Below are 18971 nucleotides of genomic sequence, written 5' to 3' on the forward strand. Positions count from 1 at the left end.
GCCGGGGGCCAACGCCCGGCCGACGCATGCAGGAACGACCTTGCCGCACGCGATGCGGCGGATGACCAGACCGGGGTGACAGGTGGACATTGATAGCGCGACCGCGGTATGCAACGTGGGAGAACATGCGCTGCCGGAGCTGTGGCAACGCCGCGCCCACCTCAGTCACGACGAGATGGCGTCGATCTACTCGATCGTGCGCAGCGCGCTCACCACGTACCACCCGCTCGAACTGCAGGCGCTCGGCGAGGACAAGGAAGAGCTGATCTCCCAGTTCATCTTTCTGAAGGTGTTCCGCCTCGAGGCGCTGCATGCGGACACGACGACGTTCCCGCTGCACAGCGCGCCGTCGAACCGCCACGCGGTGTGCGCGTATTTCCGCCGCTATCTGATCGATTGCCTGCGCAGCGCCGGGCATCAGCGCAACGTGCCGATCGACGATGCCCTGCACGAAATCGAGCGGCAGGCCGCGCTGCCCGCCAACGCGATCGAGGCGGCGCTGCTGCTGCACGGCCTCGACGAGGCCGGTGTGCGCGAATCCGCGCGCGCGTTCATCGACGGGCTCGACGAGGCCGACCGGCTCGTGCTCGCGGGCAGCCTCGGCTGGCTGTCCGACTGCCAGGGCGGACTCTCGCAGGTCGCCGCGCGCTACCGGATCGCGTCGTATCACTATCGCGCGGCGAAGCTCGGCGTCACGCTGAAGAAGCACGCGCAGACGGCCGATTTCGCACGCACCGCGATCGGCCGCTGGATTACACAGACGCTCGGCATCGACATCGCGCCCGACAACCGCGCGGCCATCCTCGCGGTGCTCGGCATCCTGTCCGCGCAATCGCGAGAGCCCGAATAACGAGGAACGAGGAAAGAGGCAACGGTGCAACTGGCCACTGCAAGCCTGACCGACCCCGGCGGCCGGTCGCGCAACGAAGATTCGCTCGGCGAGTGGTCGAGCGAGCGGCTCTACTATTGTGTCGTCGCGGACGGCGCGGGCGGGCATGGCGGCGGCGACGTCGCGTCGCGAATCGTCGTCGACACGGTGCTCGCGGATCTGCGCTACCTGACCGTCGCGGAGCTGCCGCCGACCGGCGAGCGTCTCGTGAGCGCGCTGCTGCATGCGAACGACAACATCCTCGAAGAACAGACGCACGGTGACGTGGCGGTGCGCGACATGCGCTCGACCGCGGTGCTGCTCGCGATCGACCGCGATTGCGGGACGGCCGCGTGGGCGCATTGCGGCGACACGCGGCTCTACTGCTTTCGTGACGGACGGATTCGCGCGCAGACGCGCGATCACAGCATGGTCCAGCAGATGGTCGACGCGCATCTGCTGACGGCCGAGGACGCGCGGCATCATCCGCGCCGCAACGTGTTGTTCTCGGCGCTCGGCACGCGCGACGGGCTCGACGTCGCCGGGCTCGGCGGCACGTTCGCGCTCGATGAGCGCGACGCACTGCTGATCTGCACCGACGGGCTGTGGGAGTACGTCGACGAAGCGTTCATGCTCGCCGCGCTGTCGCACGCGGCGACGCCGGCCGCCTGGCTCGACGCGCTCGCCGCGCGCGTGCGCGCGAGCGTGACGAAGGCGAATCACGACAACTTCAGCGCGTTCGCGGTGTGGGTCGGGGACGCGTCGGACGTCACGGTGCTGAAACCGGCGGGCAACGCGGGCTGACGACGCGCGTTCACCCGGCGCATCACCCCGGAAACCGCGTCGACCTCGGCCCCCAATAGTCGACGTATTGCTGGATGACGGGCGCACTGAACGTCTGCCCGTAAACCAGCGCGGTAAACACCTCGGCCACGTACTCCTTCTTGTTGTTCCCCGCATACATCGACACCTGCCCGGCCATCTTCCCGTTCGGCAACTCGTTCGCCTCCTGGCTCCAGAAGAACTCCGGATTTTCCATTTCGTGCAGGATGTGACCGATTTCATGCACGCAGACCGCTTCGATGAACGCGTTGCCGGTGCCGATCCCCGTCGCGATCCCGACCGGCAGGCTCATCGGATTCGCGAGCTTGCCGCCCAACCCGATCGACGCGGCCTGCGCGCCGCCGATCGCCCGCTGAAACGCGACGTTGACGAACGTCAGATCGGACGACGTGTAGAGCGTGATCTCGCCCGGCATACGCAAGCCGGTTCGCCTGACCACTCGATTGATCGCCGAGCGCAGCGCGATGACCTTGTTGTCCGCCAGCGGATCGGAGAAACCGCGATGCACCTTGATGATGACCCCCGAAAGCGCATGGGTCTCGACCTTCTGGAATCCCTTCTGGCTATGCACGCTCTTGTACAGATCGAGCGCCGACAGCTCCGCCACGCGAGCCGCTCCGTCAGATAACGCCATACGTCACCCCGCCACGAAATTGCCTCCGATGTCGAGCGGACGCGGAGGCGTGATGGTTCGAAGTCGATTCGCGTCGACCGTTAGAAATCCCCACACCCATGCTCGCCGTTCGTGATCAGGCAGCTGTTCAGATTCGGCTGCTGGCGCACGCGCTTCCATTCGACCGCGAGCAGATCCTGCTGCTGGCCCGGCACCGCCGTCGTGAACAGCGGCTGCGTCGAGCCGATGCAGATGTTCGTCCCCTGCAGGTTGTTCTCGTAGACGAACGTCTGCTCGTCGTGGCCGAAGAACGCCTGCAACACACCCGACGCGAGCGTCGACCACGTATAGGCCACCGGCAGCACGGTCAGCGTGCCCGGCACCTGATTGACGATGTACCCGACGCTCGACGCGAAATTCGGATCGATCGGATACGTGCCGATCGGCGACGTCTGCGTCGCGGGCGTCGTCAGGCCGCCGGTCAGCGTCGCCGTCGTGTCGCCGTTGATCAGCCCGCTCGCCGTATACGTGAACGGCGGATTCGGCGTGAGCGCGGTGCGCGTCGCATCGTTGGCCGTGATCGTCACCGTCGGCCGGGCGGCGTAGACGTAGTGATCGCCCGTCGTCGGCACCGTGCCGCCCCAGCTGCAGCCCGCGCCGAACAGGCAGCCGTAGAAGTTCGGCTGCGTCGTGTTCGGCTGCACGTTGCCGCGCGTCTCGCCGTTCCACGTCTGCGCCCAGATTCGCCACGCATTGCCCGCGCTGATCGTGCCGGTGCCGGCATCGGTGAACACACCGTTCTCCATCACGAGGTCGGCCGAGCCGCCGGCGGTCAGATTCGTGTTCAAGCCGCCCGTCGGTCCGTTCGTCCCGTTCGACGTCGCCGTGCCGCCGCCGAGCGAGATGCCGCCCGTCGCCGCGGTCGCGACGAGATTGCCGGTCAGCGTCGAGTTCGTCGCGTCGATCGTCGCGAGCTGCCCGGTCGTCGAACTGTACGTCTTGCTGATGATCGGCCCGATCGCGAAGCCGACCGAGTTCAGGAAATTCACGGTGCCCGCATTCGCCATCGCGAGCACGCCGACGTCGTTCTGCGGATCGGTCAGCGTGAACGTGCCCGGGCCCGCGAGCAGCAGGCCGGCCGCCTGGATGCCGCCCGGGTCGGTCACCGGCCCGGCCGACGCAAGCGTCAGCGTATAGCCCGGCATCGAAATCCCGTACGGCAGCACGATCCCCTGGCTGCCCGCGCCCGGATTCGATAGCGTGAGGTTCGTCGTGAACGACGGCTTCGTCAGCACGCACGCGGCCGCGTTCGGCCCGCATACGCCGTTGACGGTGATCAGGCCCGTCTGCGACGTCGAGCCGAAGATCATCGACTGGAACCCGGAGAACATCTGGAACGTCGTCGGATCGATGCTGAGCCCGGCGCCGGTGCCGAGCAGCGTGATCGGCGTCGAGTCGACCGGCGTGACCGCGTAGCCGTTCGCCGCGTCGACCGCCGCGGGCGCGATGACGAGCGTGCCGTTCGACGAGAAAAAGACCGGCGAGCCGTCGAACGACACGATCGCGAGGCTGTCCGTGGTGCCGTCGTTCGCCGAGCGCAGCGTGACCGTGCCCGGGTTCGTGCTGGTAATCGTGACGGGGCCGGCGACGCTGCCGAACGACGTCGCCGGCAGCACGTAGCCGATCGCGACACCCGGATCGGACGTGTTCGTCGAGCCCGTGATCGCGATGTCGCCCTTCGTGCCGCTCGATAGCACGCCGCCGTTGAGAACGAGCACGCCGAAGTCGTTCTGCACGTTCGACTGGCCTGCAATCGCCGGCGGGCCGGCAACCGCGCCACGGATGTCGATGTTGCCGCCGTTCGTCGACGTGATGCCCGAGCCGTCGGCGACGATCACGCCTTCGGTCTGCGTGCCGACACCGCTGCCATAGATGCTCAGCGTGCCGCTACCGGTCGTCACGGAAGACGGGTTGCCGCCGCCGTCGGTGTTCCCCTCGATCGCGACACCCACCATCGACGCATTCGGATTGGTCGGATCGCCGTTGGTCGTGCCGGTCAGCGAGATCGAGCCGCTCGACGACGTGATCGTCGAGCCGGTGTTGATCGCCAGCCCGGTATTGTTGTAAAAGACCTGAACGGTCGTGTTCACGATACCCGTCAGCGAGATCGGGCCACTCGTCGTCGTCAGCGACGCGCCGTTCAAGTTGATGCCCGTGCCGTTGGATCCCTCCAGCCCCGTCGACGGCACGTTCTGGGTGCCCGTCATCGAAATCGCGCCGCTCGCCGTCGTCACCGTCCCACTGAGCGACACGCCGTTGCTGAATGCGCTGTTCGTCGTCCCGTCGATCGATACGCCGCCCCCTTGCGTCGCGGACGATGTCGTATCGATCGGCGACGAAAAGATCGATACGCCGTCTGCCGACGTCCCGCTGCCGGTTATCTGCAGGTTGCCGCCCTGCGTGGTGATCGGCGAGTTCGACAGCGCGACGCTGCCGGCGATGCCGTCGAGCGTGACCATGCCGCCGCCGGTTCCGATCGACGTCGTGCCGAGATTGAGCGCGGTACTCGTCGCGCTGTTGCCGGTAACGTCACCGGTGATGCTCAGGCCCCCGCCCGCCGTGGTGATGGTCGTCTGTTCGAGGTCGACGCCGTTTGACGTGGTCGGTACAAAACCCGACGTCTGCACCGAAATCGCCGACTCGAGCTTGCCGCCGATCGTCACGCTGCCGCCTTGCGTGCTGATCGCGCTATTGTTCGCGGTGACGATGGCACCCGTCGCGATCGTCGTGGCATAGGCGATCGCCACGTTCGGCGAATTGACGTCCGCGCTGAACTGCACACTGCCGCCGTGCGTCGTGAACGTCGATCCGTCGATCACGACGCCGCCGACCAGCGCGGAGGCCGACGACGTGCTGGTCGCGACCGTGCCGCCCGACCCGACGTTGCCGGTGATCGACACATTGCCGCCGCCGGTGTCGACGGTCGTCCGCGTAATGCTGGCCGCGCCGCTGCCGCCGTTGCCGTTGACGACGAAGTTGCCGCCGTTGGTCTGGATCGTCGCGCCGCCGAAAAAGCCGTCGCCGATGCTGACGGTCCCGCCGAACGGCGCCGTCACGCCGACGTTCGAATCGAGCAGCACATCGAGCTTGCCGGCCGACGACGTGATGCTGACGCCGTAGCCGATCACGACCGACCCCGACGCCTGCAGCGAGAACTTCGCGTCGCCGCCGCTCGTCTTCTGAATCGTCGCGGAGTCGGCGACGTCGATGTCGCCGGCGCCGTTGCCGCCGGTCGCCGACGTCGCGACCGTCACCGACGTGCCATTGTTCAGCTCCGATTGAATCGCGCCGGTCGTCAGCGTCGACGCGGACGAATACGAGAACGTCACCGAGCCGCCCGGCGCGTCCGACGCCGCAGCGGCCGGCCCGCTGGACACGATCGTGACCGAGTACGGATCGAGCAGCCACGTGCCGCCGACGCCATGCAGCGCCGACGCGTCGACGACCGCGCCGGCCGTGTCGAGCGAATGGCTCGACGTCTCGATGAGCCCGCCGTTGCCGCCCTGCGGCCCGCCCTTCGCGGAAAACGTTCCATACAGCCGCGCGACGCTATCGCCGTACGCGACGATGTGCCCGCCGTTGCCGTTCGCGAGCGCATCCGCATGAATCGACGCGTCCGGCGACATCCACAGCGCGTCCGCATCGCGGATCGTCGGATCCGCGCCGGCCGCGCCGCCGCCGAAGCGCACGGTGCCGCCACCCGCCGCGCCGCTCGCGTCGACGTTCGCGCCGGCCAGCAGCGCGACGTCGTGGCCGGTCACGTCGATCCGGCCGCCGGTGAGTCCCGCGCCGCCCGTCGCATCGAGCGTGCCGCTCACCTGCGTGATGCCGTTCGAGCCGCCATCGAGGAAGATGTGGCCGTCGCGCTCGGCGAGGCTTTGCGCGCGCACGATCCCCTGCTGGTTCAGCACGGTGCCCGCGAGCGCGTCGGCGGTCTGCGCGCTCATCACGACGGTGCCGCCGTCGGCCGCGAGCGTGCCGGCGTTGCCGACGAGCGCATGCGCGGCGCCCTGATTGATCTGCAGCGTCGTGAGTCCATCGCCGGCGAAATCGACGGTGACGTCGCTGCCCGCGCCGAGCGCGACGGTGCCCAGCCGCGCGCTGACGGTGCCGGTGTTGCTGACGGTGCCGCCGAGCAGCGCGATCGTGCCGCCGTCCCGCGCGGTCAGCGTGCCCGCGTTGCCGACCGGCGCGGCCGACGTGCCGACGAACCTGAAGTGCCCCGCCAGAAAATCCGCGTCCGAGATGTCGAGCGTCGACGCGATCATCGATCCGACGTTGACCGACGACCCCGGCGCGAAGATCACGCCGGCCGGGTTGACGAGGAACACGCGGCCGTTCGCCTGCAGCCGGCCCGCGATCACGCTCTCGTCGTTGCCGAGCACGCGGTTCAGCAGCGCGGCGCTCGCCGACGGCTGCGCGATCGTCACCGCTTCGTTCGCGCCGATCGAGAACGTGTTCCAGTTGACGATCGCGTTCGGCGTGCCCTGCGTGATGTTCATCTGCCCGGCCGCGGGCGAACTGACGCTGACCGAGCCCGACACGACCTGCGCGCCGGTCGGGTTCGCACACGACGGCGTCGCGACCGACGCGGCGAACAGCGCGGCGACCGCACTCGCGATGGCGCCCGCATGTCTCGATCGCGCACTAACCGGCTTCTTCATGACGCACCTCAAGCGCCGGCCCGCGCCGGCTCGAACCGCAATTCAGCGACCGCGGCCGCCGTCGCCCGCATGCGCGACGGCGGCCGTGACCTTCCCCCGGGCAGCCGGCTAGAACGCCTTCGTCAGCTGCACATAAAAGCGCGGCACGCGATCGTTGCCGGTCGTGTCGGATGCGGTCGTGCGCCACGCGACCGTCCCCTGCAGCGAGAATCCTGCCGGCGCCGCCCAGTACGCGCCAACGCCCGCGCCGCTGCGCGTGATGTTGTTCGCGCCCTGGCCGGGCCGCGGGTTCGCGTTGTACCAGCCGGTGCCGAAATCGAAGAAGCCGAACACCGTCACCTTCGAGTTCACCGCGTAGCGCGCTTCGGTCGTCGCGACGAAGCCCTCGTCGACGAGCCCTTCCGACGGCGAATACGCGCGCACCGCGTGCGGGCCGCCGAGCAGGAAGCGCGACGAGTTGTCCAGCGTCGTCGCGGCCCACTGGCCCGAGATGCCGGCAAATACGCTGATGCGCTCGGTCACCGAGTTCAGCCGGTTCGCGAAGAACGTCACGCGCGCCTCGGTGCCCTGCGTGTCGCGCCCGAAGCTCGACGCGTCGAGCGCGCGATCGGCGGCCGACCGAATGTCGAGGCTGCCGACCAGCAGCGCGAGATCGGCGCTGTTGAAGCCGCCGCCGAGCCATGCGTCGCGGCTCTCGTAGCTCACGCCGACGCTGCCTTCGATCAGCGCGCGCTGATTGTGCTCGTCGACGATGCCGATGTTGTCGCGCAGGTCGCGATACTCGAGGTTCACGCGCGCGAGCAGGTTCTGGTTGCGCGTGCGCACGAGCGGATGCGTGAGCGTCAGGTCCGCGACCGTCGCCTCGCCGGTCGCGTCGAGCGGCGCGAACTCCTTGCCGAGCGTGTAGTTGAGCCGCGCGAACGCGACGCCGACGCGCGTGCCGTCCGCATCGATCGGCGCTTCGTACGCGACGCGCCCGTACGCGGTGTCGAGCCGCTCGCTGCCGAGCAGGCGGATGTCGAGGTTGTCGCCGATCATGAACGGCGAGTTGAGCCGCGCGAGCGCGCCGAGCCGCCACGTGCCGGTCGGCGGCGAGCCGTAGTTGTCGACGTCGGTCGAGAAGGTCCAGCGCTTGGCCGGCGCGACGCGGATCGTCAGGTCGACGGTGCCCGGCTCGTTGCCGGCCTCGAGCGCCGACGATACCTGCACGCCGGGCAGATCGGACAGCAGCAGCATCGTGCGCTCGAGATCGCGCTGCTTCAGCGGCGCGCCGATCGGAATCGCGGCGACGCGCGCGCGCAGCAGGCTCTCGCGCACCGGCGTGCCGGCCGCGATGTCGAGCCGCACGTGGCCGACGCGCCCTTCGAGCACGCTCAGCTCGACGTTCCCGGACGTGACGTCCTGCGGCGGGATCACGACCTGCGCGAGCGCATAGCCGCGTTCGCGATAGACGCGCGTGATCCGCGCGGCGATCGCCTCGATGTCCGCGAAGCCGATCTGCGTGCCGATCCGCTCGCGCACCGGCGCGAGCAGCTCGTCGGTCGGAATCGCGTTGTTGCCCTTCAGCGTGATGCTTTTCAGCACGAAGGTCGGCCCGGGCGCGACGGCAGCGGGCGGCGACGCCTGTTGCGGCTCGGCCGGCAACGCGTTCGCGCCGCCGGGCGGCACCGGGCGCGTTTCGCGCGGTTGCGTCTCGTTCAGGATGCTGCCCGCGTTCGGCGGCGTCTGCGCGTACGCGAGCGCGCTGCTCCACGACACCGCCGCGGCCATGATTCGGAGGGTTCTTTTCATTGGTGGACGTGGGAGGCGTCGTTTCATATCAGTGCGCGACGGTCAGCCGCCAGCCTCCCATCAGATCGAACGGCGCCCAGAAGAACGGATGCGCGAAGCGCGGCGTCTTCAGCACCGCGAGCTGCGCGGTCCGCATCGCGTCGATCGCCTCGCGGCCGCCCGTCAGTTCCGAGTAGAAGGTCCGCATCGTCAGCGCGCTCGACTCGTCGGCGACCGGCCACATCGACACGATCAGGCTCGACGCGCCCGCATAGAAGAACGCGCGCGTGAAGCCGAGGATCTCGTCACCACGCGCGATGCGCCCGAGCCCCGTCTCGCACGCGGACAACGTGACGAGCGCGACGTCGTTCAGCTTCAGGTTGTAGATATCCTTCGCGAGCAGCGAATCGGGGCCGTCGGCCGGCTGCGCCGACGGCGCGAGCAGGATCCGCGAATGCAGCGGATCGATCGTGTCGGCCTGCGCGTGCGTCGCGACGTGCAGCACCCGGCCGGCGGGCGCGTTGTTCTGGAAGCTCGCGCGCGTCGCCGCGCGCTGCAGGAACAGCTCCTTCGTCGCGAACAGCGGCGCGATCCCCTCGACCTCCGCCTGCGCGCCGGGCAGCGCGTACGCGGGCGTGATCGACGGATTGCCGAACGCGACGAGGTTGCTCGCGACGCGCTGCTGGCGGTCGAGCAGTTGCAGCGCGACGCTCGTCGACGGCTCCAGCGCGATCGCGTGGCCCTCGATCAGGAAGTCGTCCGCGTCGCGCAGCGCCTGGAACGGCAGATAGTGGAGCGCGCCGTGCGGCACGATGATCAACCGTTCGAACTTCGGCAGCGCGAGCGGCGCGATCAGCAGCGCGTCGAGCTTCGCGCCGTACGTGAGCGCGGTCGGGCGGCGGTGGATGATCGCGTTGCGGAAATCGGTGACGGCCGCATCGAGGTCCGCGCGCGCGATCGGCAGCGTGTAGCCTGTCAGGCCTTTGCGGCGAATCACCCAGACGACGAGCTCGTCCTTCAGCCCGTGGAATTCGACGATCGCCTCGTCGGGCCGCAACGCGCGGCGCACCGCGTCGAGCGTCGGCACCTGGCCGTTCAGTTGCCGGTCGTCGACGCCCGCGTCGACGCGGTTGCGCACGACGTCGAGCAGCGCCCGCGCGCGGCTGCGCTCGGACAGGTTCCATGCGGACGTGTAGTCACCCGCGTCGACCGCCAGCTTGATCGACTCGTCGAACACCGATTGCGTGTCGCCGAACAGGCCCGTCTTGAATTCGTCGCTACGAAACCGCGCGCGGATCTTCTCGGAATCGTCGACGGCCTGCAAGTACGCGTCGCGCGCGTGCGGCTTGTCGCCGAGCGCGAGGTCCGCGCGGCCGATCCCCGCGTGCGCCCACAGGCGATCGTAGTCGGCGTCGGTCGACGCGTCGTTCGCGAGCAGCGCGTTGAACGCGCGCTTCGCGTCGTCGGGCTTGTTTTCCGCGAGCAGCAGGTTGCCTTCGATGCGCTGGTAGGCGGGCGCGAGATCCGCCGACGGTGGCGGATTCGCCGAGTCGAACGTCTTGCGCGCGCCGGCCGTGTCGCCGGCCGCGATCTGCGCGTTCGTCACCGACAACAGCACGAGCGGCCGGTAGCGCGGCGACGCCGTCTTCAGCGCGTCGTCGTACGCGGCGAGCGCCGCGTGCGGATCGCCGCGCCGCAGCGCGATGTCGCCGAGCACCTTGTTCGCGGGCGCGAACACCTGCTCCGGCGCCTTCGGATGCGACGCGAGGGCGTCCTTCGCGTAGCGCTCGGCGTCGTTCAGATCGCCCGCGTAGCTGTACGCGATCGCCAGATCGCGCTTCGACAGCGCGGCGAGATCCGCGTTGTCGGTCTGCTCGGCGACGACGAGCGCGCGCGCGGCCGCGTCGACGCTGTCGCGGAAGTCGCCGCGCTCGGCCGCGGACACCGCCATGCTGCAGTACTGGTACGCCGGGAGTTTCACGCTGTCGCGCGACAGCAGCAGGCGGCCTTCGGCGGTCAGCGATTTCAGCGTCTCCGCGTCGCGTACGCGCTCCTCGCTCTGCTGGAACGCGAAGGTGCCGGCGGCGGCAGGGTCCGCGCTGTTGGTTGGGCTGTTGGTTGCGCCGGCGGCTGGTGACGCGACGGCAGCCTTGGTTGCCTGATCCGCCGCGACCGGCGACGCCGCGTGCGCGATCGCGACCGGCACGAGCGCTGCGCCGAGCGCGGCGACAAGCTCGGCGCCCAGCATCACGGCCGGCATCATGACCTGCATCACGGCCAACACCAGCGCGCGCCGCGCGGCCGTACGCCGCACACGCCGCAACGCACCGGCGCACGACATCGCGCCGATGGCCCGGCCTACGTTCCCGCCCAAACGATCGTGGCGTTCATTCACATCGACTTCCTGCATAACGGTGGAGGAATGCGGTGGAGGAATGCAGCGTGTCCTGAATGCCTGCTCGCGGAACGGGCGTCGTGCGCGAGGGACCGTCGATTTCAATCACGTAAACGAACGGCGGCCGCGCGTTTTGAAAACATCGCACAGTTATTTTTCGAATTTATTTTTTGCGGCGGCGCCTCGCGGGTTTTCAAAATCGGCGGCGTCGTTCGTCTTCAGAGGTATACGCGCGTGCGCGTAAGGTCGGCGCGTGCGCGCTCGACGAGCATGTTCCGGTCGCCCACGCCGGTCGCACCTTTTCACCACGGAGCCCGAATCCGATGCCCCCTCCCGACGACAAGACGGTGATCGCGCGACAGCCGCTTGCGCCGGAGGAATCGCCCGCCCCGCCCGACACCGAGGCCGAGGCCACCGACGAACGCACGCTCGTGATGCCGGCCGCGCGGCCGGCGAGCGGGGATGCCGGCGCGTCGGCCGGCGACGCCGCGTCGACGTCCGCCACCGCCACCGCCACCGCGCTCGCGTCCGCGCCGCACGCGCTGCCGGTCGGCACGCGCCTCGCGGAGTTCGAGGTCGTCCGGCTGATCGGCGAAGGGGGCTTCGGCATCGTCTATCTCGCCGACGACACGCAGCTCGGCCGCCGCGTCGCGCTGAAGGAATACATCCCGGCCGCGCTCGCGTCGCGCGGCGGCAACGCGCAGGTCACGGTGAAGTCGGAGCGGCACGCGGAGACGTTCCGCGCGGGCCTGAAGAGCTTCATCAACGAAGCGCGGCTGCTCGCGCAGTTCGACCACCAGTCGCTCGTCAAGGTCTACCGGTTCTGGGAAGCGAACGGCACCGCGTATATGGTGATGCCGTACTACGAAGGCGCCACGCTGAAGGACGCGCTGCGGCAGATGCCCGCGCCGCCCGACGAGGACTGGCTGCGCGCGCTGCTCGCGCCGCTCGTCGAGGCGCTCGCGGTGCTGCACCGCGCGCAGTGTTTCCACCGCGACATCGCGCCCGACAACATCATGCTGCTGAAGGGCAGCGGCCGGCCGCTGCTGCTCGACTTCGGCGCCGCGCGGCGCGTGATCGGCGACATGACGCAGGCGCTGACCGTGATCCTGAAGCCGGGTTACGCGCCGGTCGAACAGTACGCGGAAGTGCCGTCGATGAAGCAGGGGCCGTGGACGGACCTGTACGCGCTCGCGGCGGTCGTCTATTTCGCGATCCTCGGCAAGACGCCGCCGGCTGCCGTCGGGCGGCTGCTGAACGATACGTACGAGCCGCTCGCGGTCGTGGCGGCCGGCCGGTATTCGGACGGCTTCCTGCGCGCGATCGATCGTGCGCTCGCGGTGCAGCCGCAGGACAGGCCGCAAGACGTGTTCGCGCTGGCGGCGGAGATGGGGCTCGACGTCGACAGCGACGCGGGGAGCGACAGCGGCGTAGCCACCGGCGTGGCCGGCACCGGAGCGGGACGTGCGGACGACGACGTCACGCGCGTGATGCCGCGTGAAACGCCGAGGCAGGCGACGGCGGGCGCGTCCGCGCCGGGGAATCGGGACAATACGCGAGGCAATACGCAGGGCGGTACGCAGGGCGGTACGCAGGGCGGTACGCAGGGCAATACGCGCCCGGGTGGCGGCGCGACTGCAGCGACCGCAGTGACCGCAGCACCGGCGGCAAGCGCGCCGCCCGCACGCGCGGGTGGCGGCAAGCGGCCCGCGATGATCGCGGCGATCGTGGCCGGCGTCATCGTCATCGCCGGAATCGGCGGCTGGTGGGCGACGCGGCCGTCGCCGACGACCGGCTCCTCGACGCTCGCGCATGCACCGGCCACGGCGGCGCCTTCCGCCGTCGGCCACGCATCGCAGTCTCAGCCGCAGTCTCAACCGGAAACGACCGCAGCGGCACCGACGACATCGACGCCCCCATCGGCATCCGCATCGATCGCGGCCACGCAGCCGGCCGCGCCGCCAGCCGGCGCCGCGTCGTCGGCGCTTCCATCGACCGCCGCACCCGCGATGTCGCTTGCGAGCGCGCAGCCATCGGCGGCCGCACCGCTGCCGCGCTACACGCCGGACGGCGAGTTCGAGCGGATCGCATCGTCGCTCGCCGACCCGTCGTTCCACGTCACGACGACGCTGCACGCCACGGTCGCGCGGATCAACCACGACCATCTGGAATTCCGGCTCGGCAGCAACCGCGCGGGCTACGCGTACGTGTTCATGGTCGATCCGGAAGGCCAGTACCTGATGCTGTTCCCGAACGCGCTCGACAAGAACAATGCGATCGCCGCTGGCGCGACGCTGAACCTGCCGCGCGACAGCTGGCCGATGCTCGCGGGCGCGCCGGCGGGCCCGAACCACTTCCTCGCGATCGTGTCGCCGGTGCCGCGCGACTTCACAGACGGCGGGCTGCATCGCGGCTCCGTGTTCGCGTCGTTCCCGTCCGACGCGCGGCGCGCGGCCGCCACGCGGCGCACAGCGAGCTATTCGCCGTTCGCGGGCAAGCCGCGCTGCGGCGCGAGCGTCGCGGATTGTCCCGACACGTTCGGCGCGTCGACGTTCACGATCGACGTCGTCAACTGACCGTCAACCGAGCCAGCCGCCCGTGGCGCGCCCCGGCGCGCCCGCGACTCAAGGAGGCGCCATGCGAAGCATCCTTCTGCTGACGATAGCCACGGCGACGCTCGCCGGATGCGCGAGCGACAACCCGGAGACCATCGTGACGATCGGGCCGGCGACAGCGCCGGCTGCGGCGCGCGCGGCAGCGGCCGCACCCGCGATGCCGGAAACGGGAACGGAGGCGGCCAGGCCCGCGCCGACCACCGTCGCTCGTTCGCAGTCTGCGGCGCCTGCGATGCCGGTCGCGCAGTCGGCTGCGGCGAAGCCGTCGGCGCAGCCCGGCGCCACACAGTACGCCGCTACCACGGCGGCCGTTGCCGGTCCTACCGTTGCCGCCGCCACTGTCACGGCCTCCCCCACCGTTGCCGCGCCTACCGAAGCGACCTCGCCCACCGTCGCCGCCCCTACCGCTGCGGCCTCCCCCGCCGTCGCCGCTCCTACCGCTGCAGCCGCTCCCGTCGCCACCCCACCTTCCGACGCATCCGCCCCGTCCGCGTTCTCGACGCGACACGCGTACTACGAAGCCACCCGCTTCTCGGACCTGCCGGGCTGGCGCACCGACGACCTGGGCGCCGCGTGGGACGCGTTCCGCCGCAGCTGCGGCGTGCTCGGCACGCGCAGCGGCTGGTCGGCGCCGTGCGCGGCGTCGCGCGCGGTCGACGCGCGCAACGCGGCGGCGATCCGGCAGTTCTTCGAGACGTACTTCAGCGCGTACCAGATCCGCAACGTCGACCGCTCGACCGACGGCACGCTGACCGGCTACTACGAGCCGCTGCTGAACGGCAGTCAGCAATACGGCGGCGCGTACATCTATCCGGTCTACGGCACGCCGGAGGACATGCTCTACCTCGACGCGCGCCGCGTGCCAGAGAGCGCGCGCGGCGGCACGCTGGCCGCGCGGATCGCCGGACGCACGATCGTGCCGATCGCGGACGCGCCGCCGGCCGTGCCCGGCGCGAACGGCGTCTACGTGCTGGACCTGCACGACGGCACCGCCGACGTCCGCGACAAGAAATACCGGATGCGGCTCGATCACGGTCGCATCGTCCCGTACTACACGCGCGCGGAGATCGAGCGCGGCGGGCTGAAGGCGCCGGTGCTCGCGTACGTCGACGATCCGGTGATGCTGTATTCGATGCAGGTGCAGGGCTCCGGCAAGATCCGGATGCGCGACGGCACGATCCGCCGCTTCGCGTACGCGGAGCAGAACGGCCGCCCGTTCCTGCCTCCGGTCGCGAACCGCGCCGGCGGACACAAGCTCGTCGTGCGCGGGATCGACATGGACATCGACGTGACCGACGACGATCCGTCGGCATCGGCCGCGCCCGCGCCGTCCGGCGACGACGCATCCGGCGACGACGCGCCGGTGTCGCCGCTGCTGCGCGGCTTCAAGCTCGCGGCCGCGAGCGTCGGCGGCACGGCCGGCGACGCGGCGCCGCCGGCGGGCGGCACGCCGATCCGCCACGGCTTCGCGACGTCGGACCCGAGCTACGTGTTCTTCCGGCCGATTCCGGATTCGCCGAACGGGCCGGTCGGCGCGCTCGGCGTGCCGCTGTCGGCGGGGCGCTCGGTCGCGGTCGATCCGCGCACGACGCCGCTCGGCGCGCCGGTATTCGTCGCGGCGGGCGGCGATCCGCAGGCGCCCGGCACGATCGACCGGCTGATGATGGCTCAGGATTCGGGCGGTGCGATTCGCGGCGCGGTGCGGGCCGATTACTTCTACGGTTTCGGCCAGACGGCGCAGACGGAGGCGAGCCACACGAAGGAACGTCTGCGGATGTGGGTACTGCTACCGAAGGGGCTGCATATCGCCGCGCAGGACGCGACGCTGAAGACGCGCGGCGTGGGCGGGCCGGCCGCGTCGAATGCGGATTGCGTGGTCAGCGATCCGGATTTCTGCGTCGACGATGCGCCGTGAGCGATGGCTGCTGTTGTGACGCACCCCGGTGGTCACCGGGACGAACGTCGGGCGTTCACAGTTCGCGGGGACGATCGACCAACGTCACCATGACGTCACTCAAGCGGATCGTGCGCGTTTGCGCGGCTTCACCAGCCGTTCCACCGCGCGTTCGGTCACGTCCTTGAATAGCGCGACGTTGCCATGAACCCGCGCAGCGAGCATCGCACCGTAGACGAGCGACACGAGCGTCGCAGCGTCGGTTTGAACCGACGAACCCAGTTCAATGAGGTTGTTTTTCACGCCCGATTCCAGCACCCGCTCGAGCCACGCAGTCAGGTTATCGAAGAACGCTTTCACCGCTTGCGCGACTTCCTCAGGCAACGACGGAAGTTCGGCGCCGAGCATGCCCGCTACGCAGAAAGGCGCCGTGTCGTCCGCAATGCAGCGTTCCCAATGGCCGATGTAGGCACGCAACTGCGCAATGGCGTCGGCACCGCTCGCCTCGAGTGAAGCGACGTCCGCGTCAAATGCGTCCCGCCACTCGTTCAACACCGCCACCACGAGATCGGTCTTGGCAGGGAAGTGGTGGTGAATGCTCGCCTTGCGGATGTTGATCGCTTCCGAGACGTCCGCATAGCTGAACCCGCTATAGCCGCGACGCATGATGAGTTGCCGCCCCTCGGCAATGATCCTGTTTGCCGTCAGGTTTCCAGTCGCTGTCATTTTACCTACCATCTAGTCGGTTGATTCCCCGGCAGTCTACCGCGGGTGAGGACCCATTTCCAGCCTCAAAAATTTTCTTGTATTTTTACCATCCTACTAGTAGGATGGTTTCATCGATCAGGCGACGCCCTGTCGGTTTCTCCGTCCCCCACTCTCTGGAGCATGAAAATGAAGGTTTCCTCATATGTGACCCGCATCGCCGCCGCCGTTGCCCTTTCCGCCGCCGCTCTCGGCTCGCAGGCCGCCACGGCTGCGCCGATCAGGAATGTCGTCCTCGTCCACGGCTATTTCGCCGACGGCTCGGGCTGGCAGGCCGTGTCGAAGATACTGACACGCGACGGCTACAAGGTCTCCGTCGTGCAGGAGCCGGAAACTTCATTCGACGACGACGTGAAGGCCACCACCCGCGTCGTCGACGCGCAGGATGGCCCGAGCATTCTTGTCGGCCACAGCTACGGCGGCGCGGTGGTGACCGAGGCCGGCAACGACGACAAGGTCGCGGGTCTCGTCTATGTGGCCGCGTTCCAGCCGGACACGGGAGAAAGCCCGCTCGATCTGACCAAGAAAATGCCGCCTGCCACCAAGGCCATCAAGGCGACCGCCGACGGCCACCTGTACATCGATCCGGCCAATTTCCACGAGGACTTCGCCGCCGACCTGCCCGCCGCCGAAACCAGCTTCATGGCCATCTCGCAGGTGACGCCCGCCGCGCAATCGTTCGGTGTTCCGATCACGCACGCCGCGTGGAGAACGAAGCCGAGCTGGGCCGTCGTGGCAACCGCTGACCGTGCGATCAATCCCGATCTGGAGCGCTTCATGACCCAGCGCGCAGGCAGCAAGACCATCGAGATCAACTCGAGCCACGTGGCCTACATGTCGCACCCGGCCAAGATCGCGAAGCTGATCGAGCAAGCTGCAGCGCAGTCCGGCAAAGAATGACGAAACGTGACGCGCCGCCTTCGGCCGCGATAGGGGCCGAGGCGGCGCTTGCCTCACTCGGCAAGCGGCTCGAAATACGGGCCGTATGAGACAGAGGGATAAGTCGCACCGCGCTGACTTTCCCGGCAAAGGCTTGCGGTCGCCGACATCGCGTTCCAATTTCACCAGAGCGGTGGACTCATGGTGATGTCATAGTCAGCAAACATGATGTTGAAGCTGACGCTCACGCGTGCTTGCGCACTTGTGTTCGCTGACACCGAATGCTGTAGCCAGGCTGGAAACAGCAACAACGTGCCTTCGCTGACTGGCAATACCACCAGATCGGTGTTGTAAGCCGTCAACTCAGTCACGGGCGGACGAATGATGGTCGTCTGCGGGCGCGGATCATGAAAATTGATCGTGTCGGCACCCGCTTGCGAGCGCAGGTAATACACGCCGCTCAGGAAATTGTTGGGATGGCTGTGCATCGCGTGTGTCCCGCCTGGATCCAGCACATTGACCCAGCATCCGGTAATGTGAAACGGGGCATCTGCGACTTTGAGAAACGCGAGTACGTCGCGCGCAGCCCGTCCGATATGCGCGATCAACTCGGAAAACTCCGGCTTTTCATGTTGCTGGTGACCAGATTGCCACGCGGCGCCGGTACGGATGCCGCTGCCGCTGCAGATCAAGGTGTCGACGTACGCCATCAGCTCCCGATCAAGCGGCTCGTAGCACGCCTGCTCGAGGAGACGCCGCCAAACGAAAGTCGGGAAAAGTCGGACGATATCCGGAGCGGAGGCTTCCATTGCCGGTTGCGCAACGCGCTAGTCGGGACGCTCATCCATCACTATAGGCGTGGAACAGCCGTTTCCGGAATGAAGCAGACCCTTGGATGGCCAAGTCGCGGTTACAGCGAATGACGCGTTCTGACCGTCTACCGTCTGATGCTGATTGCCAAGGCTAGCCCCGTGCGCCGTCTTTGACGAAAGCCAGGCGAGTCCACGTCACGCCCATGTGCCGATTTCCGGGCTGCATGGATTCGGTCTGGACGTTCAGCAGAGTTCGCAAACGATAAGCATTTGCGAGTTGAATGGTCTCCTCCGCCGAAACGTCGAACATCCGCCGTCCTTTCGGAACCGGGCCGTGACGCAAGGACAGGACTAGCATGGCACCCTCACACAGGAGAGCGCTGACGTTCGGCATCGCCCGATGACGCTCGTCTTCGTCAAGGTGCATCCAAACGGCCGACAGCATCGCGAAGTCAAATTCATTTCGTCTCGAACGCAGGATCGCGAGATCCGGCAGGCTATCGTCCAGCCATTCAATCCGGGGAGACGGATGCTGCCTGATTCCGGCAAAGCGCAACGCGTCCACCGGTTCGACGGCTACGACTGAATGCCCCATCGCCGCAAAAGCAGCGGCGTCGGTTCCGATACCGGCTCCAATATCAAGAATGCAAGCCGGGTGCGTCGGAACGAGATGCATGATGGGCTCGTGGTGTTCAGCAAACGAGATGTCTTGCCATTGCTCGATGAGCGATTGTGCATTCTCCGCGTAGCCTTCCGTGCCGCTTACATTGATGGACACCACCGCTCTCCCAGT

The 18971-nt window shown here is 68.3% G+C and carries 12 protein-coding genes; 5 read left to right on the plus strand and 7 right to left on the minus strand.

What is annotated here, in order from left to right:
- Positions 1-175: 175 nt before the first annotated feature.
- Complete coding sequence (locus HZI36_RS04520; protein ID WP_246326964.1) at positions 176-850, plus strand: hypothetical protein; 675 nt, start codon at positions 176-178, stop codon at positions 848-850.
- 24 nt (positions 851-874) lie between these two features.
- Entirely contained in the window at positions 875-1672 is a 798-nt protein-coding gene (locus HZI36_RS04525) for a protein phosphatase 2C domain-containing protein (protein WP_179401438.1), read from the plus strand.
- Positions 1673-1694: 22 nt separating this feature from the next.
- Here the strand turns inward: HZI36_RS04525 and HZI36_RS04530 are convergent, their stop codons facing one another.
- The 4 genes from HZI36_RS04530 to HZI36_RS04545 all read right to left on the minus strand — a co-directional run bounded on the left by HZI36_RS04530 (position 1695) and on the right by HZI36_RS04545 (position 11090).
- On the minus strand, positions 1695-2318 hold the full coding sequence (locus HZI36_RS04530) for a hypothetical protein (RefSeq protein WP_179401439.1): 624 nt from the start codon (positions 2316-2318) through the stop codon (positions 1695-1697).
- A gap of 107 nt (positions 2319-2425) precedes the next feature.
- Entirely contained in the window at positions 2426-7048 is a 4623-nt protein-coding gene (locus HZI36_RS04535; RefSeq protein WP_179401440.1) for a beta strand repeat-containing protein, read from the minus strand.
- A gap of 108 nt (positions 7049-7156) precedes the next feature.
- Positions 7157-8839, minus strand: coding sequence for a ShlB/FhaC/HecB family hemolysin secretion/activation protein (locus HZI36_RS04540; protein ID WP_179401441.1), 1683 nt, complete (start codon positions 8837-8839; stop codon positions 7157-7159).
- A gap of 28 nt (positions 8840-8867) precedes the next feature.
- Positions 8868-11090 (minus strand): CHAT domain-containing protein, encoded by a 2223-nt coding sequence (locus HZI36_RS04545; protein WP_246326955.1) that lies wholly within the window; start codon positions 11088-11090, stop codon positions 8868-8870.
- Between the two features lie 446 nt (positions 11091-11536).
- Here HZI36_RS04545 and HZI36_RS04550 point away from each other — a divergent pair, with 446 nt between their 5' ends.
- Both HZI36_RS04550 and mltA read left to right on the plus strand, forming a co-directional pair.
- Positions 11537-13789 (plus strand): serine/threonine-protein kinase, encoded by a 2253-nt coding sequence (locus HZI36_RS04550; protein WP_179401442.1) that lies wholly within the window; start codon positions 11537-11539, stop codon positions 13787-13789.
- A 61-nt stretch (positions 13790-13850) separates the two neighbouring features.
- Entirely contained in the window at positions 13851-15743 is a 1893-nt protein-coding gene (gene mltA, locus HZI36_RS04555; RefSeq protein ID WP_246326956.1) for a murein transglycosylase A, read from the plus strand.
- A 99-nt stretch (positions 15744-15842) separates the two neighbouring features.
- Here the strand turns inward: mltA and HZI36_RS04560 are convergent, their stop codons facing one another.
- Positions 15843-16448: a TetR/AcrR family transcriptional regulator gene (locus HZI36_RS04560; protein ID WP_179401443.1), complete on the minus strand. Its 606-nt coding sequence runs from the start codon at positions 16446-16448 to the stop codon at positions 15843-15845.
- A 168-nt stretch (positions 16449-16616) separates the two neighbouring features.
- Here HZI36_RS04560 and HZI36_RS04565 point away from each other — a divergent pair, with 168 nt between their 5' ends.
- Complete coding sequence (locus HZI36_RS04565; protein ID WP_179401444.1) at positions 16617-17387, plus strand: alpha/beta hydrolase; 771 nt, start codon at positions 16617-16619, stop codon at positions 17385-17387.
- Between the two features lie 161 nt (positions 17388-17548).
- Here HZI36_RS04565 and HZI36_RS04570 read toward each other — a convergent pair whose 3' ends face one another.
- Together HZI36_RS04570 and HZI36_RS04575 are read right to left on the minus strand one after the other, a co-directional pair.
- A complete protein-coding gene (locus HZI36_RS04570; RefSeq protein ID WP_179401445.1) occupies positions 17549-18175 on the minus strand; it encodes a 2OG-Fe(II) oxygenase family protein in 627 nt (208 codons plus the stop codon).
- Between the two features lie 154 nt (positions 18176-18329).
- A complete protein-coding gene (locus tag HZI36_RS04575; RefSeq protein ID WP_179401446.1) occupies positions 18330-18956 on the minus strand; it encodes a methyltransferase domain-containing protein in 627 nt (208 codons plus the stop codon).
- Between the last annotated feature and the right edge of the window lie 15 nt (positions 18957-18971).

This window comes from Burkholderia guangdongensis, assembly GCF_013403875.1.
Taxonomy (GTDB): domain Bacteria; phylum Pseudomonadota; class Gammaproteobacteria; order Burkholderiales; family Burkholderiaceae; genus Burkholderia; species Burkholderia guangdongensis.

Coding starts and splice junctions, on each gene's coding strand:
- HZI36_RS04565 (WP_179401444.1), top strand. CDS start 16,617: ATGAAGGTTTCCTCATATGTGACCCGCATCGCCGCCGCCGTTGCCCTT.
- HZI36_RS04540 (WP_179401441.1), bottom strand. CDS start 8,839: ATGAAAAGAACCCTCCGAATCATGGCCGCGGCGGTGTCGTGGAGCAGC.
- mltA (WP_246326956.1), top strand. CDS start 13,851: ATGCGAAGCATCCTTCTGCTGACGATAGCCACGGCGACGCTCGCCGGA.
- HZI36_RS04550 (WP_179401442.1), top strand. CDS start 11,537: ATGCCCCCTCCCGACGACAAGACGGTGATCGCGCGACAGCCGCTTGCG.
- HZI36_RS04535 (WP_179401440.1), bottom strand. CDS start 7,048: ATGAAGAAGCCGGTTAGTGCGCGATCGAGACATGCGGGCGCCATCGCG.
- HZI36_RS04520 (WP_246326964.1), top strand. CDS start 176: ATGGCGTCGATCTACTCGATCGTGCGCAGCGCGCTCACCACGTACCAC.
- HZI36_RS04545 (WP_246326955.1), bottom strand. CDS start 11,090: ATGCAGGTCATGATGCCGGCCGTGATGCTGGGCGCCGAGCTTGTCGCC.
- HZI36_RS04570 (WP_179401445.1), bottom strand. CDS start 18,175: ATGGAAGCCTCCGCTCCGGATATCGTCCGACTTTTCCCGACTTTCGTT.
- HZI36_RS04560 (WP_179401443.1), bottom strand. CDS start 16,448: ATGACAGCGACTGGAAACCTGACGGCAAACAGGATCATTGCCGAGGGG.